At 50.2% G+C, this 17,971-nt stretch carries 13 protein-coding genes; 8 read left to right on the plus strand and 5 right to left on the minus strand.

The annotated features are described in order from the left end of the window. Positions 1 to 30 precede the first annotated feature (30 nt). Both IC617_RS05015 and IC617_RS05020 read right to left on the minus strand, forming a co-directional pair. Positions 31 to 1,023: a glutathione S-transferase family protein gene (locus IC617_RS05015; protein WP_191143889.1), complete on the minus strand. Its 993-nt coding sequence runs from the start codon at positions 1,021 to 1,023 to the stop codon at positions 31 to 33. Positions 1,024 to 1,050: 27 nt separating this feature from the next. Then, positions 1,051 to 1,494 carry a DoxX family protein gene (locus tag IC617_RS05020; RefSeq protein WP_191143890.1) on the minus strand — a complete coding sequence of 148 codons (444 nt, stop codon included), beginning with the start codon at positions 1,492 to 1,494 and terminating at the stop codon, positions 1,051 to 1,053. A 148-nt stretch (positions 1,495 to 1,642) separates the two neighbouring features. Here IC617_RS05020 and IC617_RS05025 point away from each other — a divergent pair, with 148 nt between their 5' ends. The 6 genes from IC617_RS05025 to IC617_RS05050 all read left to right on the plus strand — a co-directional run bounded on the left by IC617_RS05025 (position 1,643) and on the right by IC617_RS05050 (position 11,642). Beyond that, the gene (locus tag IC617_RS05025; protein ID WP_191143891.1) at positions 1,643 to 2,536 is read left to right on the plus strand and encodes a LysR family transcriptional regulator; all 894 of its coding nucleotides are present in this window, start codon (positions 1,643 to 1,645) and stop codon (positions 2,534 to 2,536) included. A 194-nt stretch (positions 2,537 to 2,730) separates the two neighbouring features. Then, positions 2,731 to 3,486 (plus strand): substrate-binding periplasmic protein, encoded by a 756-nt coding sequence (locus IC617_RS05030; RefSeq protein ID WP_191143892.1) that lies wholly within the window; start codon positions 2,731 to 2,733, stop codon positions 3,484 to 3,486. A gap of 175 nt (positions 3,487 to 3,661) precedes the next feature. Continuing rightward, entirely contained in the window at positions 3,662 to 6,109 is a 2,448-nt protein-coding gene (locus IC617_RS05035) for a beta-galactosidase (protein ID WP_224745806.1), read from the plus strand. Positions 6,110 to 6,117: 8 nt separating this feature from the next. Further along, positions 6,118 to 8,520 carry an alkaline phosphatase D family protein gene (locus IC617_RS05040; RefSeq protein WP_191143893.1) on the plus strand — a complete coding sequence of 801 codons (2,403 nt, stop codon included), beginning with the start codon at positions 6,118 to 6,120 and terminating at the stop codon, positions 8,518 to 8,520. Between the two features lie 15 nt (positions 8,521 to 8,535). Then, the gene (locus IC617_RS05045) at positions 8,536 to 10,749 is read left to right on the plus strand and encodes a glycoside hydrolase family 3 C-terminal domain-containing protein (RefSeq protein ID WP_224745807.1); all 2,214 of its coding nucleotides are present in this window, start codon (positions 8,536 to 8,538) and stop codon (positions 10,747 to 10,749) included. Positions 10,750 to 10,985: 236 nt separating this feature from the next. After that, on the plus strand, positions 10,986 to 11,642 hold the full coding sequence (locus IC617_RS05050) for an NAD(P)H-dependent oxidoreductase (RefSeq protein WP_191143894.1): 657 nt from the start codon (positions 10,986 to 10,988) through the stop codon (positions 11,640 to 11,642). Positions 11,643 to 11,709: 67 nt separating this feature from the next. Here the strand turns inward: IC617_RS05050 and IC617_RS05055 are convergent, their stop codons facing one another. Next, entirely contained in the window at positions 11,710 to 13,542 is a 1,833-nt protein-coding gene (locus IC617_RS05055; RefSeq protein WP_191143895.1) for a choice-of-anchor I family protein, read from the minus strand. A 158-nt stretch (positions 13,543 to 13,700) separates the two neighbouring features. Between IC617_RS05055 and IC617_RS05060 the strand changes: the two genes are divergently transcribed. Then, a complete protein-coding gene (locus IC617_RS05060) occupies positions 13,701 to 14,051 on the plus strand; it encodes a hypothetical protein (protein ID WP_191143896.1) in 351 nt (116 codons plus the stop codon). 2 nt (positions 14,052 to 14,053) lie between these two features. On the opposite strand, the gene IC617_RS05065 is transcribed toward IC617_RS05060, so the two are convergent. Together IC617_RS05065 and IC617_RS05070 are read right to left on the minus strand one after the other, a co-directional pair. Further along, on the minus strand, positions 14,054 to 15,130 hold the full coding sequence (locus tag IC617_RS05065) for a PepSY-associated TM helix domain-containing protein (protein ID WP_191143897.1): 1,077 nt from the start codon (positions 15,128 to 15,130) through the stop codon (positions 14,054 to 14,056). 125 nt (positions 15,131 to 15,255) lie between these two features. Further along, positions 15,256 to 17,385, minus strand: coding sequence for a TonB-dependent siderophore receptor (locus IC617_RS05070; RefSeq protein ID WP_191143898.1), 2,130 nt, complete (start codon positions 17,383 to 17,385; stop codon positions 15,256 to 15,258). A gap of 265 nt (positions 17,386 to 17,650) precedes the next feature. Between IC617_RS05070 and IC617_RS05075 the strand changes: the two genes are divergently transcribed. Beyond that, the gene (locus IC617_RS05075; protein WP_191143899.1) at positions 17,651 to 17,950 is read left to right on the plus strand and encodes an ArsR/SmtB family transcription factor; all 300 of its coding nucleotides are present in this window, start codon (positions 17,651 to 17,653) and stop codon (positions 17,948 to 17,950) included. Positions 17,951 to 17,971: the final 21 nt, after the last annotated feature.

Below are 17,971 nucleotides of genomic sequence, written 5' to 3' on the forward strand. Positions count from 1 at the left end.
TTTCACGACTTGAATGGATACTGCTAGATTTCACTCCGCTTCTCTAAATTGCTGAGCACGGCGGTGTTCACTGAAGTAGTCGACTTGCGGGCCTTCGGGTATCACTTGCGTTGGATTAATCATGGTATGGCTGAAGTAGTAATGGCGTTTGATGTGGTAAAAATCGACCGTCTCGGCAACGCCAGGATACTGATACAACTCGCGCAAATAACCAGACAAATTATCGTATTGCTCAATGGTTTGTTTGTTGCATTTAAAGTGGCCAACATAAACAGCATCGAATCGGATCAGTGTGGTAAACAAGCGCCAGTCCGCTTCGGTGATGGTGTCGCCAGTTAAAAAGCGCGATTGACCCAAGCGCTGCTCAATGTCATCAAGGGCAGCAAACAATTGCTGATAAGCATCGGCGTAGGCTTGTTGTGAGGTGGCAAAGCCTGCTTTGTAGACGCCGTTGTTAATCTTGTCGTAAACAAATTCATTGAGCTTGTCGATTTCGGCGCGAAGCGCTGCTGGGTAGAAGTCTTGCTGATCGCCGGTGATGTCATCAAACGCACTATTGAGCATCCGAATGATCTCCGATGATTCATTGCTGACGATACGATTTTGCTGCTTATCCCAAAGTACAGGTACCGTCACCCGACCACTGTATTGTGGATTGTTACGGGTGTATATCTGATGCAGGTATTGCGCAGCAAACAAGCTATCACCAGTGCTGTGGTTGCTGGTGTCAAAAGTCCAGCCATCGGACAACATATCGGGACTGACCACAGACACGCTGATGTGAGGAGCTAGGCCTTTGATGGCTCGGAAGATCAGGGTGCGATGAGCCCATGGACAAGCCAAGGATACATAAAGATGGTAGCGGCCTGATTCGGCTTTAAAGCCGCCATCGCCGGTCGCTCCGGCAGAGCCGTCGGCGGTGATCCAGTTGCGTAATTGAGCCGCTTCGCGTTTGAATTGGCCGCTGGTTGATTTGGTGTCATACCACTGATCGTGCCAGACCCCATCGACGAGTAATCCCATGGTTGCCTCCAAGTCTTGTTGTTGATATTACGCCAAACGCTTGGCGATGGTTTGATCAATGGCGAATCGACCAGAGCCTGATAGTGCCAATGAGACGCTCGCTGCGAGCAGCGCCAAGCCAAATTCATAACCATTGTTGGCCATAAACAGGCCATTGCCGATATGAACCGAGAAAATGGCCACTACCATGGTCAATGCTAGCGCCACTGCTGCTGGGCGGGTCAGCAAGCCCATTACAATCAAAAGTCCTGCGAAGAACTCTGCACTACCGGCAAGTAAAGCCATCAGATATCCCGGACTTAGGCCAATTGAATCCATCCACTGACCGGTGCCATCCAGCCCATAACCGCCAAACCAGCCAAATAGTTTTTGCCCACCATGTGCGGCGAAAATAATCCCAACCGGAATGCGCAGGGCGATGGGTGCAATACCGGCGTTTGAAGCTGATACTTTTTGAATGAGTGTTTTCATGGTGCTGTCCTCAAATTTTTTCATGATTTGTGAATGTGTTTGAGGCTTTGTCTCAAACGATATCAGGCATGTTAGAAGAGCCTTCTTGAATAAAAAATCGGAACATGTTGAAGTGAGTCTTCAAATTATTTGAATTTGGTGGCCGCCGATGTTTTCTGGTATTTCAATTGAGGCGCTAAAAGCGCTGGATGCGATTGATCAGCATGGCAGTTTTGCCGCCGCTGCTGCCGCTTTGTACAAAGTTCCCTCCGCGTTGACTTACACCATCAGAAAACTTGAACAAGACATCGGTAGCCAATTATTTGACCGTACAGGCCAGCGTGCGCAGCTGACACCTGCTGGCAAATTGGTGTTAGAGCAGGGCCGCGATATTTTGTTGGCAACCCAGCGCATGGTGGACTCGGTGAAGCAATTGGAATCGGGCTGGGAAAGTGAGTTGCGCATTGCTCGCGATACCGTGATCCCTCCGGCTCCGTTGTTTGCTGTGGTCAACGAATTCCTGCAAAATCAGCCCCCCGTCGATATCAGTCTGGGCGTTGAAGTACTCGGTGGCGGTTGGGATGCTTTGCATAGTCAACGCGCGGACATCGTGATCGGGGCGTCGGGCGAGTTGCCCAAAGGTTTGTTTCACACCAAAGCGATTGGCTTGCTCGAGTTTGATTTTGTGGTGGCGCCAGAGCATCCACTCGCCGCCAATGCGGGTGTCATTGATGTTGAGCAGCTTCGCCAGTTTCCTGCGGTTGTGGTGGCTGATACCTCCCAACGCCTGCCTGTCAGAGACAGTGGCTTATTTAAAGCAAGGCAGGTGCTCAAGGTCAATTCCATGGAATCGAAAATAGAAGCCCAGCGGCTTGGCCTTGGTGTTGGTTTTGTGCCCAGACATCTGGCCGCCCCACTGATCTCGGCTGGCCAGTTAGTGCGTAAACCCTGTGCGTTTCATCGCCCTGCACAACCCCTGTTAATGGCATGGCGAAAGCAACAAGCTGGCAAAGCTCTGGCTTGGTTTGTCGAGCGCTTAGGGCACCAATCATGGCAGCTTTAGCGTCGATTTGAGACCTTCGCAGTTGTCAGCTTCGATTCAGCTCTATAGTGGTAGTGTGGTCCGCTGGGGGAATTATTGTCCCAACGCTGGGTCCAATAGCAGTAGTCGATGCCTGATTAGGCCAATAGTGATAGGGTTATTCATTGATTAAAGTCGTTGCCAATTTACTCTTGTTGTGGGGGATAAGCACTGCGGTGTCTCAGTCGCAAGCCGAGCCCCATGGCAGCGTCCAGCAACAATCTTGGCACATGGCGGCAGCTCACTGGTGCCCTTACATTTGTGGTGATGATGAATACCCAGGGATCGCGGTTGAATACATCCGCACGTTGCTGGGCACTGAACAGATCCAGCTAACCGTCACTATCCTGCCTTGGACCCGAGCCATTCGCATGACCGAGAAAGGCCGCTTCGATGGCTTGTTAACCGCGGTGCCAGAAGAAGCCCCGACATTTATTTTTACCGGCCAGCAGTCGGGTGATTATCAGATGTGTTTTTATCGCCGCAAAGGCGATTCAGCACGTTACATTCAGATTGAAGATTTAAGTGACCTTCGGCTTGGCGTGATTCAGGATTATGGTTATGGCGAGCCGCTCGATAGCTATATTGCAGATCATAAAAACAGCGCATCGGTGGTTTCTGTTGCTCACGAAAACTCACTGTCGTCGCTGGCCGAAATGTTGCGGCTTAAGCGCATCGACTTGCTAATCGAAGATCCTAATGTGGTGGCATTTAATCTGACCTCAGCGGCACAAGATTCAATGGCGCAGGCAGGCTGCCTGTCGGCCAACCCGTTTTACACCGCGTTTAGTCCTGCGGTAGTTGCCTCTGCGCAACGGCAACAAGTGCTGGACAGGTTATTGGCTAAACCCGAAAGCAAAGCGATTTACCAACAAATTCTCCGAAAATACCGCCAGCGCCAACCTCAATCGAACCCATCCCAAAGTCGTTAGGCTCGGATCAAAAATGACGGTCAGTTATCATTATCAATTGGCGATTGTTGACAATTAACATAACGAGTGGGTAGCGTAGGCCCAGAACTTCACCTGTTAACAAAAATGTTACCGCTACACTCGGCGCTAACGCTTTGTTTTTACGAACCCATACAACCGTTAGTGAGATCGTCTTATGCAACTCATGAGAGCCGGTAGCCATGTGCTATTGCTGTGTTCATCGCTAGTTTTACTGAGCTGTCAAAAAGCAGACGAGTCGGCACCTGTCGACCATTCGGGCAGCCTCCCTGAAAGCGCCTCAGAGAGGCAAAAAATCACTGAAAAGCAAGGCTCGCAAGTGCTAGCGCGTTTGTTTGATTTTGAGCAACAGGTGATCCCCGAATCCTTTCAACTCCACAATGCGACAACCAGTTTTGTATCCAACGAGGGTATGGTGACCTCGGGCGAGTATGGTCTTCGGGTGCAGTTCTCGTCGAAAACTGATGAGCATAATGCAGTTGCCATCGTGCCAGAGCAGCCATTTGACTGGAGTGAATATCAGGATTTCAGTCTGGTGTTTGATATCGCCAACCAGGGTGATTATTCAACCTTTTTGTTTGTCAGCATTGAAGATAGTCAGGGCCAGTCGTATACCCGCGCCATCAATATTCCGGTTGGCGGCAGCCAGTCGTATTACAGCAAAATGGATGGTCACGATATTGGTTCTGCCAGTAACAACGAAGATCAATCCATTGAACTCAATTTAAGCTCTGGCCTGCGCTCCAACCCTGAGACTTGGCAAAGCGACGATACTCAAATGGTATGGATGTGGGGCACCAAGAATCTCGATTTAGCGGGCATTCGCCGCATTGTACTGCGCACCGAATACAACCTCCACGATACAGAAATCACCCTCGATAACATTCGCTTAGAAGCGAACCCTCCGATGGATACTGATTTCCTAGTTGGCATTGTCGATAAGTTTGGTCAAAACCCCAACGCTGAGTTTGCCGAGAAAGTGCATTCGGAAGCTGAGTTAATAGCCAAAAAGGATGCTGAACTTCTAGCCCTAAATAATGGCGCTCTGATGGCTGAACGCTCCAAATTCAGCGGTTGGAAAGCCGGCCCGAAGTTGCAGGCAACAGGGTATTTCCGGACTGAAAAAGTCGATGGTAAATGGTGGTTGGTTGACCCTGAAGGTTACCTCTATTTGGCGACCGGCGTTGACATTATTCGTTTGGCCAATTCCACCACCATGACAGGTTACGGTTTCGATGAGAAGACGCTGCAAAGCCGCGATAGCGAAGATGTCACGCCAGAAGATTCGCAAGGGCTGAACCCGGTTAATCAAGCGGCGCAGAAAACCCGTACTCTAATGTCGCCAACTCGCGCCAACATGTTTGAATGGCTGCCTGCGAGTTACGATGAGCCGCTTGGCAATCACTTCGGCTATCGCAAGGATGTCCATTCCGGGCCCATCAAAAGCGGCGAAGTTTATAGCTTCTATAGTGCCAACCTAGAGCGTAAGTACGGCGAAAGCTCACCGAACTCATTCCTGCAGGATTGGAAACAAGTCACCATTGATCGGATGCTGAACTGGGGCTTTACCTCACTCGGCAACTGGACCGATCCGATGTTTTATGACACCACTAAAGTGCCGTACTTTGCCAATGGCTGGATTATCGGCGACTTTAAAACCGTGTCCAGCGGCTCTGATTTTTGGCGTCCGCTGCCTGATGTATTTGACCCAGAATTTGCCCGCCGAGCCGATGTTACCCTAAAGACCATTGCCGATGAAACTCAAGGTTCGCCTTGGTGTGTCGGCGTCTTCATTGATAACGAAAAAAGTTGGGGGCGGGCGAACTCACGTCAGACCGAGCTAGGGATCGTGATCAACACCTTGACTCGATCTGGTGCTGAGGTGCCAACCAAAGCTGAGTTTACTCGGGTCATGAAAGCCAAATACGCAGATATCGATAAACTCAACGCCGTTTGGGCAACCGACTTTGATTCATGGCAAGCGTTTGACCAAGGCGATTTTGACAGCCAATTGTCTGCTGAACGCGAAGCAGATTACAGTTTGTTGCTGACCACTTATGCCGAGCAGTATTTCCGCATTGTTCGCGCTGCGCTGAAACAGCACCTGCCTAATCACATGTACTTTGGTGTTCGTTTTGCTGATTGGGGCATGCCAAAAGAAGTGGTTGCAGCGTCAGCTAAATATTCTGATGTGGTGAGTTTTAACAACTACAAGCAAGGTGTGACTGAGGGCAAATGGTCATTTTTACCAGCGCTCGACAAACCCATCATGATCGGAGAGTTCCACTTTGGCGCAGTAGATTCTGGTTACTACCACCCAGGCCTTGTTTACGCCGCGAATCAAACTGACCGAGCACGCATGTACCAAGACTATATGAACTCGGTATTCGACAACGACTACTTTGTTGGCGCTCATTGGTTCCAATACATGGACTCGCCGCTGACCGGCCGTGCGTACGATGGTGAAAACTACAACGTCGGTTTTGTCACCGTTGCTGATGTGCCCTATGAAGCCATGATCAAAGCTGCCAAAGCACTTCACGGCGATATGTATCAGCGCCGCTATCACCGCCGCAATAACCGCCCCGCGCAATTGAAAAAATAAGGATTCCCATGACAAAGCAATTTTCCCGTCGAGACGCATTGAAAATTCTGGCCGCTGGGGTGGCGACAACAACCGCTGGCTGTATCAGTCGCAGCGGAGCCCTTAACAACAATGCCTTTAACAAGGGCGCCGTTAGCAAAGACACAACGGATCGTGCGCCACTGACTCGAACCGTGGTCGATGGTTGGCGTCAGCGCCATAATCGAGTGTGGTTGGGGGGCGAGTACTGGGCCAATCCAATGGAAGATTGGCGCTTGATTGACGGCGGTGCGGAGTGCATCGACAACGGTGGCAACCGCTCAGTTCATTTGTTGACTCACCAGCTGGTTGATCCAAAACAGCGCTTCACCATTACCACTCGTCTGCAGCAGCTTGATGTTGGTAGTAATGACGGTGGCGCTAGCATCCGCATCGGTGTCCGTAGCGAACTCAACGAATACCGCAGCAACGTCTTTGCTCAAAATGGTGTTGATGCTGGTGTAGTGGGCGACGAATTAGTGATCGGCAATAAGCGCGGCAAGCTCAACCAAGCGATCGCCGATCAAGCCATTGAGTTAACCCTAACTGGCACGCCACAGGTTGGTAGCTCAGCGCTTAAGTTGCAAGTTCGTTTAGTTAGCAGCAATGAGTTGATTGGCGAGTTAGAACATTTACTGGCCGCGGAAGATATTGTGGGTAATGTTGCGGTGGTGAGCAATTTCACCATTCCTGTGGTTGAGTATGGAGATGATGCCAAGACCTCAGAAGGGCGCTATCGCTTTAGTGATTGGCATTTGTCTGGTGCGGCATTCAATAACAAACCAGAGCAAAAATTTGGTCCAATTCTCTGGACCATGTATACCCTGAGCGACTCGCGCTCAGAGCAGGGCTTTGTCATGAGCCTTAGCGCCTTGACCGGTCCGATGGGTGAACAAGACAATCACCAAGTTGAATTGCAAGTTCAACAGGATGGAAAGTGGCAATCGGTTGGCACTGCAACGCTCGATCCAGATGCTTGGACCGCGACGTTCCGCATCAATAATTGGAATGAAAAGCAACAAACGCCATACCGAGTGATTTATCGCGAGCAGCTTGTTGATGGCTCTGAGTTACCCGATATTTATGAAGGCGTGATCAAGGCTAATCCTGTCGGTCGCCCCCTCAGAATGGCCGGTCTGACTTGCCAAAATGACTACGCTTTTCCATATGAGCCAGTCGCTAACAACGTCGTCAAGATGGACCCAGATCTGGTGTTCTTCTCTGGCGACCAACTCTATGAATCCCATGGCGGCTTTGGTGTGGTTCGGGCTCCAGCTGCCCCTGCCATTCTTAACTACTTGCGTAAGTTCTATCAGTTTGGCTGGGCCTTTGGCGACGCCATGCGCAACCAGCCAACTGTATGTTTGCCAGATGATCACGATGTCTTGCAAGGCAACTTGTGGGGCGAGGGCGGCTCGCCAATGCCTGAACGTGCCATTGCCGAGGATACGGTGGATAAAACCGGCGGTTACATTGAGCCGGTGCGTATGGTGAATGCGGTGCATCGAACCCATACTGCGCACCACATGCAGCCGCATGATCCGACGCCAGCTAAACGTGGCATGAGCGTTTACTATGGTGAAATGATTTACGGCGATGTCAGCTTTGCCATTGTTGCCGATCGACAATGGAAAAGCGGTCCGGAGCATCTGGATATTATCGTCGGTACTTCGGGCAACGATGAAGAGCCAAACCACTTTAACCCGGCATTTGACGATCCGTCGCTGTCGTTACTTGGCGAACGCCAAGAGCAGTTTTTACAGCAGTGGAGCGAGGATTGGCGCGGCCATAAGATGAAAGTGCTACTTAGCCAAACCATCTTTGCCAGCCTAGCAACGCACCAATGGAAAGCCGATTACTACCTCAAGTACGATTTCGATAGTAATGGCTGGCCAGCATCGGCGCGCAATCGGGCCATTGAAGCGATCAAAGCATCAAAAGCACTGCATTTATGTGGCGATACCCACTTGCCGAGTCTGTCGCAGTATGGCGTCAACCAGCAGCGCGATAGTAATTGGGCGTTCTGTACACCGGCTATTGCCGTGGGGTGGCAGCGTTGGTGGTTGCCCGATAGTGTTGGCCTCAACAATCGAAATCGGCCGCAACATGGTTTAGCCAACACCGGTGAGTACCTCGACAGTTTTGGCAACAAAAACTACGTCTATGCCGTGGGTAACCCTGTGGTGAGCGAAGCGCGCAATCGTTATGTTCGAGCCCACGAACGCAGCAGTGGTTTTGGTTTTGTGTCGATTGATACTGACGCTAAAACCTACACCCTCGAAGCCTATAAGTTCATGGTTGATGCCACTGATGGTAAAGCCAGCAATCAGTTCGATGGCTGGCCGGTGACTATTCATCAGCAAGAAAATACTGGCGCGAATAAGCTGAGCTAGAGGGAGTTGTAACCGATGAATTTTGTTTCAAGTTTTAAGCTGGTGGCTGTTGCATGTTCTGCGCTGATGGCTCTTGCATGTTTAACGCTGATGGCTCTCGCTAATCCCGTAGTCGCTCAAGAAGATGCTTGGCGTGACCAATCATTAAGCTTCGAACAGCGCAGCGCGGCGTTAATTGATGCCATGACACTGGATGAAAAGATCAGCCAGTTATCGGACGAGAGCCCTGCCATTGAGCGTCTTGGAATCGTTAAGTACAACTGGTGGAATGAAGCCTTACATGGTGTTGCGAGAAACGGCAAAGCTACGGTGTTTCCGCAGATCATAGGCTTGGCTGCAACCTTTGATCCTGAGCTGTCGTTTCGGATGGCCGATGCCATCTCCACCGAAGCGCGGGCCAAGTTCAACATCTCTCAGGCTATGGGGAACCGGGAAAAATACACCGGACTGACCTTCTGGAGTCCCAACGTGAACATCTTTCGTGATCCGCGTTGGGGAAGAGGGCAGGAGACCTTTGGCGAGTCGCCTTTATTGACGTCACTGATGGCCGATGCGTTTGTCCGCGGGATTCAAGGAGATGACCCAAAGTATCTGAAAGCGACTGCCGCCGCTAAACACTTTGGTGTTCATTCTGGCCCAGAGGCGTTGCGTCACTCTTTTGATGCCAAGCCGACGGCAAAAGATTTGCACGAAACCTACTTGCCAGCCTTTGCTCATTTGGTCACTAAATCTAAGGTGGCAGGAGTCATGTGCGCTTATAACGCTGTCTATGGCGAGCCTGCTTGTAGCTCTGATCTATTACTCAACGAGCTACTCAAACAGCAGTGGCAGTTTGATGGTTATTTGGTGTCTGATTGTGGTGCGCTGTATGACATCCATCATGGTCACAAAGCGGTTAAAACCCCTGAGCAGGCCGCTGCTGCTGCACTCAATGGTGGTGTCAGTTTGAACTGTGGTTTCACATACAACGCCGCGCTAAAACAAGCTGTTGAGCAAGGCTTGGTATCAGAAAACACCATTGACGAGCGGTTGCAGGAGCTGTATCGCCTGCGATTTAAGCTGGGCTTGTTCGATACGGCAGAATCAAACCCGTATAACCAAATCCCAGCTGATGTGATTAACTCGCCGGAACACGTGGCTTTGGCTAAAGAAGTGGCGGCTAAGTCCATCGTGTTGCTGAAAAACAACAATCATGTTTTACCGCTCGCCAAAGATATCAAGGTGCCTTATGTCACGGGTCCATTTGCGGCCTCCAGCGATGTGTTGATGGCCAATTACTACGGTATCTCCGGCAACATGGTGACTATTTTAGAAGGCATCGCCAACAAGGTGTCCATGGGCTCTGCATTGAACTATCGGATGGGAGCTCTGCCGTTTAATGACAATAAGAACCCGAAAAACTGGGCGCCTTTCGTGGCCAAAACCGCCGATGCAGTCATTGCTGTCGTTGGCATCTCTGCCGATATGGAAGGTGAAGAAGTCGATGCCATTGCTTCTGCCCACAAAGGTGATCGGATTGATTTGCAGTTACCGCAAAACCAAATCAACTACGTCAAGCAGCTGGCTGAAAACAAAAAGGGGCCGTTGGTGCTGGTGGTGGCCAGTGGCAGCCCTGTCGCGTTGGGCGAGCTGTACGATTTAGCCGATGCCATTGTCCAAGTTTGGTATCCCGGCGAGCAAGGTGGTAATGCGGTGGCGGATGTGTTGTTTGGTGATGCTAATCCGTCGGGACATCTGCCGCTGACATTTCCGAAGTCGGTGGCTCAGTTGCCTCCATACGATGATTACCGGATGCAAGGCCGCACCTACAAATTCATGACCAAGGAGCCGCTGTTCCCATTTGGCTTTGGTTTGTCGTATTCCGCGTTTGAATACCGCAATTTGGCCATTGAACAAGATGATAGTGCTTACCGAGTAAGTTTCGAGTTGCGAAATAGTAGTCAGCGAGATGGTAGTGATGTTGCTCAGCTGTACTTAGCGCCAGTTGAGCCGAAAGCGCAGGAAGCCTTGTTTGAATTGAAAGCCTTTAAGCGCCTCGATGTTGCTGCTGGGCAACGGGTTCAGCATGAGTTTGTGATTGCCAAATCAGCACTGACGCGAGTCGATGACAACGGCAAATCAGTGCCATTGCAGGGCAAGTATCAGTTGTTTGTTGCCAATGCGCTGCCGTCTGAGCGCAGTGCTAAACTCGGCGCCGCGGCGCCATTAACTCAGCTGATTGAGTTTTAACCCTTGTTGTTTCTAAGCTGGCGGCGTTTGTGCTCCGTCAGCTTGGTGGGAACTCAAACTGCCCTAGCGCAGTATTGGTTATTCAATAAATTGATGCCTAAAAATCTATTCTTATCGAAATTATCAATTTTTTGTTGAAAGTATTTCTGTTGGTTGCTCAGTTGTTGTCGCGCTCATTCAGGACTAAATTTACCTGCATTCATCGCTCCGTCTGCCTGACAACTTGAGGAATTATCATGACTCACCCAATTATCCGAGATTTGAACGCCCGCTATACCGCCAAGAAGTACGATCCAAGTAAGCGTATCTCGGAAGAAGATATTAAGGTGATCAAAGAAGCATTACGGATGTCGGCTTCGTCGATTAACTCGCAGCCGTGGAAATTCATCGTGATTGAGTCTGATGCGGCAAAACAGCGTTTTCACGATACCTTTGCCAACATGCACCAGTTTAATCAGCCCCATGCTAAAGCGGCATCGCATACCATCTTGTTCGCTTATGATCCCAAGTTCACCAAGGAAAAATACGCCAAACGTGTCGATGCCGAAGTTGCCTCTGGTCATTTACCAAAAGAAATGTATGACCAAATGATGGGCGCTTATGCGTTCGCTGAAGCCAATACCGATGAAACAGGTTTTAATGGCAGTTGGACCAAAGCTCAGGTCTACATTGCCTTAGGTAACTTGCTGCACGTGCTCGCGCGCTTGGGTATTGACTCAACGCCGATGGAAGGCGTTGACCCAGAGTTAATCGGTAAGGAATTTAACCAAGAGCTCGATGGCCATGTGTGTGAAGTGGCATTGGCAATGGGCTATCACTTGGAGTCGGAAGACTATAACCACGGCTTGCCAAAGGCGCGTCTTGATTTAGACGATGTGGTGACAACACTGTAACGACAAGTTCTGCTAACAAAAAGGCCTCCAATTGGAGGCCTTTTGCATATTTGTTGAGGGCAATAACTTAGTTTGGCGTCACTTGCCAAACGGTCAGCGAGCCACTGACTTCGTTACCCACAAGCAGTAATGCGTTGCCTGTTGGGCTATCTGCTTGCTCAACGAAGACTAAACTCTCCGGTGCCAGGTCACCCATTTGCTCGGCGTTGTCGTCAATATTGAAGCCTTCGGTGAAGTCACGGTTATTGACGTAGTTGACGAAGAACGCGTTGTACGGGTTGGTGATATCGTAAACCATTACCCCACCGGTGCGCTCCAAGCCAACGAAAGCATAGGTGCGATTGTTTAAGGTGCCGACGGTCAGCGCTTCTGGCTCTGGGCCTTTGTTTTCTGAGCGATCGTCATTGGCGTTTTCATCGTCGGTGTTGTTAAACGCTGCGCCATGAACCGCTGCGGTAATACGCTCCATGTCATCGCCTGAATCAAACACCACCATGCCATTTTGATCCCAGATGGTGAATGAGCGAGCGCCATAGGTGTAGGCAGCATCGTATTCACCATCGCCATCGGCATCACCTAAAGCATTGGTCACTTTCAGATCTTCGATCACGCCCATTGCTTGCAGTGTTTCAAGCTCACTGCCCGGTTCGGCATCGAGCTTTTTCACTTTGCTTTCTTCAGTGAAAGCAAGGCAATCACCGTCATCAAACTCCATGCCGCCAGCAGCTAAACAACTTGCTTCGTCATCAGCACCAAAGATGTACTCGCGAGCATCACCTTCATTAGCTGTGACGAGGAACATGGCGCCATTCCAGCTGAATGAGGAAATGGTGTCAGGCATGTAAACGCCATACAGACCCGGGTATTTGCCGAAGCTCACTTCGCCATCTTCGGTACCGTCAATGTACAAATCACTCCAGTCTTTGAAGCCCAAGCCGCGAATTTCAACACTGTTGTCCGTTAAATCGACAATTGCCAAGCCATTGTTTTCTTGCAACGTGACATAGGCCATGGTGTCTGATGTGGTGATGTATTCAGGCTCTAAATCTTGTGCCACTGTGGTATTAATCGTGACGCCATTAATGGTGCGGCCGGTTGGATTTGGAAAGTGCATTCCCATCGCTTCTAGGTCCGCCTGCATACCGTTGTAGGCTTTGAAATCAAGGATGGTGGCAGTCGCGGCTGGGGCACCGTCAGTGATTGCAATAATCGCAATCGAACCTTCTGGGTCGTTGGTGTAGTCGTCACTTGGCTCACCTTCGTTGGCAACGATTACTTTGCTGCCGTCTGGAGTGAAGGTCACCATATCTGGCAGATTGCCAACTTCAACAGCGCTAACAAATGCCGGTACGCCAGCATTCAGGCCGTTGTAAAACACAATAAAACCGTTATCAGCTTGCGAATCAGCTTCAACGGCGACCGCCATTAAGTCGCCATGAACAGCAATACTGTTAGCGCCACCGAGTGCCACTCCGCCAGCTTCAGCTGGCAAATCCATTGACGTTGCAGACAAGGTGTTGTCTGTTAGCGGTGCGCTCAAAGCGGTTGAGGTCAGATCTGAAATGTCGATCATCGCCACTGAGTCTTCCGAGCTGTTCACCGCATATATAGTTTGCGTGGCGGCGTGGTATTGAACGATTTCAGCGGCTGCCAAATCACCAGCATCAGCGGCACCTTGGTTTAACACGATACGACCAACTGCGGTCAAGTCGACGCCCATACTGGCGTCTTGGCCATCGCTACCGTCGGCGCCATCTTGGCCATTTGTACCGTCCATGCCCGGCGCGCCGTCAGCACCATTGGTACCGTTGACGCCATCTTTGCCATCGTCTCCGTCACAGCCAGTTAGCGCCAGCGCAGATAGTACCCCTAGTAAAATCAGATTCTTTTTGAATTGCATTGTTCTATCCCTAATCTCTGTATTCTTGTTTGGGTGAGTCACTGCGCATTGTTTGAAATCGATGTGACGATGGCATGAACAGCAGATGACAATGGTGTGGCAGATAAATGACAATGAAGTAAAACTTGGTGTTAAAGGGAATCGTGATGGAGCGGTCAATGGCGAAGATTATTAAAGGATTCGTTGCAGGACTGGCTGTCGGCTGGTCGAATGCCTGCTTAGCAGGATGTGGCGAAGGCACTGAACAATGCTTAGTGATCAGCGAGCTCGGAGAGCGTTGGTTGTCGTGCCAGATCCGAATTTGCGCCAATGCCAATGAATATTCATCGGATTGGCAGTTAGTCGATGGTAGCAGCGTGAGCCTTTATCGGGGGGCTTCAGAGCAGCGTCTATTGGTTGACGGCAAACATGGTCTGGAACTGCCTAATGCCATCTTGAAGGATGATTTGAGCTGCTTTGGCACAGCAACTTTAGACAGAGTTTACTGTACCAAAGCGATCTCCTATTAAGTTTATCCTGCGTTTATTTTCCGCTTGCGGATCAAATACATGACCAACCCAGTAATGCCCAGTAATACCGGCATCAAGCCCAGCACACACCAGATGATCCGACTCGGCAAACCGGCAAAATAACCAAAATGGAGCTTGCGAAAACTGTCTAATACGACCGCCGTATTGCTGGCTTCTCGAATATCAAATGTGGCAATCAATTCGCCGGTTGATTTATCAAAGGTCACCGTGCTGGCGTATTCGCTGGTCAGAGGGTTACCGGTGGCCACTTCGCCCCAGAAGGTAATTTGCTCGTCCGGCTCGTGAGGAATGCTCAGGTAGCCAGCTTTGAAGGTCGCCAGCTCTTGTTCTGCCTGCAGTCGTAGCGCTTCGAATGAGATCTCGGGGCTGTGGTAGGGCGCTTCAATGTAATGGTGCCCTTCGAGGGCATGCTCGGCTTCGTGCTGCAGCACCACAAAATTCCAGTAAGCGCCGGTAAAGGCGATGATGATTAACACGGGCGAACTGATAATGCCGGTGAATTTGTGGAAGTCGCTGTATAGGATGCGTTTGGCGGCACTGAGCCGCAAGGTGAATAATTTTGCCCAAAAGCGGCGGTACAACACGACTCCACTGATGCCAAGGAACAGCATCACCAGTGCGACAACAAAGCCAACCACGGCACCTTGGGTATGCAGTAAAAAGGTGTAATGCAGATCGAGTAGCCAATCGGTCAGGTAGTGCCCCATCGGTTGTGGCTCGGAGAGTAGCTTGCCTTGGTACTGATCGAGGTAAATTTTGTACCAGTCGTCGGTACCGCGCATCATCAGGTAGCCGGCATCAGAGCGTCGCTTATCATCGAATAATTCCCAGCCTGCCAGCTCAAAATCAGTATGCGTGGTGACGACTTGCTGCATCATTTGATCGAGCGGCATTCTTGGCGCGTTTGGCTGTGCGGCAACACTCATGTGCTCGGGGCGGAGCAGGGTGTCCAGCTCCACTTTGAATACCAGAATTGAGCCGGTGATGGAGACAATGAAAATTGGCAGCAAGGCGATAATTGCGCCATATGAATGCCATTTGAAAAGCTTTTTTCTCATGCTGTCGTTCTTAATTTGTTATCAAAAAAGGAAACCGCCTGTGACGGAAAAGGCCCGTTGCCAATAACGACGAGAATCGTCACTGGCAGCAGGCCTGTATTTAACAGTGAGTTAGTGCTGACTGCTTATAGCTTCCACATTAACGTTGCGCTGTAGTTTGCCGGCGCACCGTAATACCCTTGCGCCCAGTACAGGCTATTGAGGTATTTTTCGTCGGTGACGTTGTAGACATTGAAGGCCAATGAGATTTTGTCGTTGAACTGATAACGAGCCATCAAGTCAACAATGGCATAACTACTTTGCTTGGTGACGATCTCTTCACCGGCATTGGCAAAGCCTTCGCCGACCACACCTTGGACACGAGAAATGTCATCTTGCCAGCGCATGTTGCCACCGAAAGAAAAGCCTTCGATCATTGGCACATCATAGACGGCGGACAATTTGAATAATTTTTCTGGGGTGTAGTCGGCCACCATGTCATCACCGCTAATGCTGAAATCGGTGTAGCCGACACTCATGTTCAACCCTTCGACCACTTCACCGGCAAGGTGAAATTCGAACCCGTCACTGCTAATACCATCGGCACCGCGATAACGAACTTCCGTTGGTGGTGCATCTTCGTAATCGGGGTGGACCACTGCGACATTGGTTTGCTCAATGTCGAAGTAGGCAGCGCTAGCCAACAGGCGGCCGCCAAATAATTCCGCTTTGACGCCGATTTCTTTGCTTTCACCGGTAATCGGATCCAGCGTTTTGTCATCAATACCCAGCTCAGTTTGTGACACGAATGTCTCGGTGTAGCTGGCATATGCAACGACATCAGGCAACACGCGGTAGATTAAACCAAGGTACGGAATGAACTCATCGGCGTTGGCATCTTGCGATACATCATAAGAAACCCCATCCACTTCCCAATCGTTATAACGGCCACCTGTGGTTAGGTGCAGGCCATCAGCTAACTCAAAGCGAGCAGTGGCATAAACCGCCTTTTGAGTTTGTTCAACATCGGCGCCGGTTTCGCCATCAGCAAATACAGGTTTTGGGGTGTCGCCGTTCCAGGTGTTTAAATCCGGCATTACAGGGAAACCATTGCCTGTGGTGTAGTCATACAACGAGCGCGACTGCCACTCCATGGTGTCGTAGGTCGCCCCAATTACGACTTCATGATCGCGGCCAAACAGACCAAAATCACCGGCGACGTAGATATCAAACAAGTCGCTAGACTCATCATTCACGTACTCACTGGCATAGCCAAATAAGCCCAATTCGGTCTCGCTGTCGGGTGTGCCGTAAACGTAGAACAATTCGCTGTCTTCATCATGGTCACGGTGTGAGTAAGTGGCGCGCAAGTTCCATTGATTATTGAACTGGTGAGCGAGTTCAACCACAGTATTGTTTCGGGTGACTTCCCAGTTTGACCAGTTAGCCGAAGTGCTGGTTTCGCGAGCATAGTTGGTTGCACTGCCATCAGTGTAGTAGAGCGGCAGAGCGCCCCAGAGGTTGCCTTCGGCATCGTTGCGCGTGTAGGCGTGGCTGATCGATAGCTCGGTGTTTTCGCTGATATTGGCTTGCAAGAACACATAGCCAATGTACTTATCGGTGGAGTAACGATCCAAGTAGGATTCGGCATTGTCGGCGGCGGCAACGGCGCGAACAGCAAAGGTATCGTTGATTTGGGTGTAACCATCGACTTCAACTCGAGTGCTGCCCCAGCTGCCATAGGTGCCAGCCATCGCAAGGTTGGAGTCCTGGCCTGGACGTTTGCGAATATAGTTGACGGTGGCCGATGGGTTACCAACGCCAGTCATCAAACCATTGGCACCTGAGATCACTTCAATGCGATCATAAATGACTGTGTCATCGCCAGCTTGGTTGTTGCCATAAGCCAATGGCAAACCAACACCGTCAATTTGGAAATTGGTGACATCAAAACCTCGAGCAGTGTAGTAGGTCCGATCGGTTTCGATGCTTTCAACATGAATACCGGTCGCGGCATGGAGTACATCGTTGATGTCTGTTAGTCGGAAATCTTCAATTTGCTGAGCAGTGATCACCGTAACTGACTGCGGGATTTCGACGATTGGTAGTTCAAGTTTAGAAGCGCCACTCGCAGAGTGGGCATTGTAGCCTTTGATATAACTGCCACGAACTTCAATGCGCTCGGCTTGATCAGTTGATTGATTTTCCTCGGCCACAGCATGTGATGCCGATACCAATGCCAGCAAAACAGCTGTTGCAAGTGTGCTTTTATTCATACTTCTTCTCCCAGAAAGTCCCCCAGCGCCACCGGGGGCAAATACGGAGCGAATGATATATGTCACACAAGTTAAAGTAAATACAAATGAGAGTAATTATCGTTACGTTGACTGAAATCAATTAATGACTGTTTGTTGAGCAATGCGATTTGGTGTGGTTTAAGTGAATTATCGGCCAATCCAACTGACTCTAATATATTTCTGGTAACATCGAAATATTATCGGTGCTGGCGTGGTATTAAAACCTGTTGAGGTAGGCATAGCCATGAAATTGGAATTGGTCGCAAAGACGTTGAAAGAATTGGGGCACCCAACTCGCTTGGCTGTTTACCATGCGGTGGTTCGAGCTGGTCGTCAGGGCGTTGCAGTCGGTAGCTTGCAGCAAAAACTCAATGTGCCGGGCTCTACTTTATCTCATCATTTGTCGGGCTTGCTGTCAGTGGGGTTGATCAGTCAGCGACGCGAGGGCCGAACACTATTTTGTGTCGCCGATGATGAGCGTTTTAATGCCATGGTGAGCTTTCTTCAGAATGAATGTTGCGCCGATGAAGAGCCCAATCAATAAAAAAGCAGCCAAGTGAATTGG

Source organism: Neiella litorisoli (genome assembly GCF_014773395.1).
Taxonomy (GTDB): Bacteria; Pseudomonadota; Gammaproteobacteria; order Enterobacterales; family Neiellaceae; genus Neiella; species Neiella litorisoli.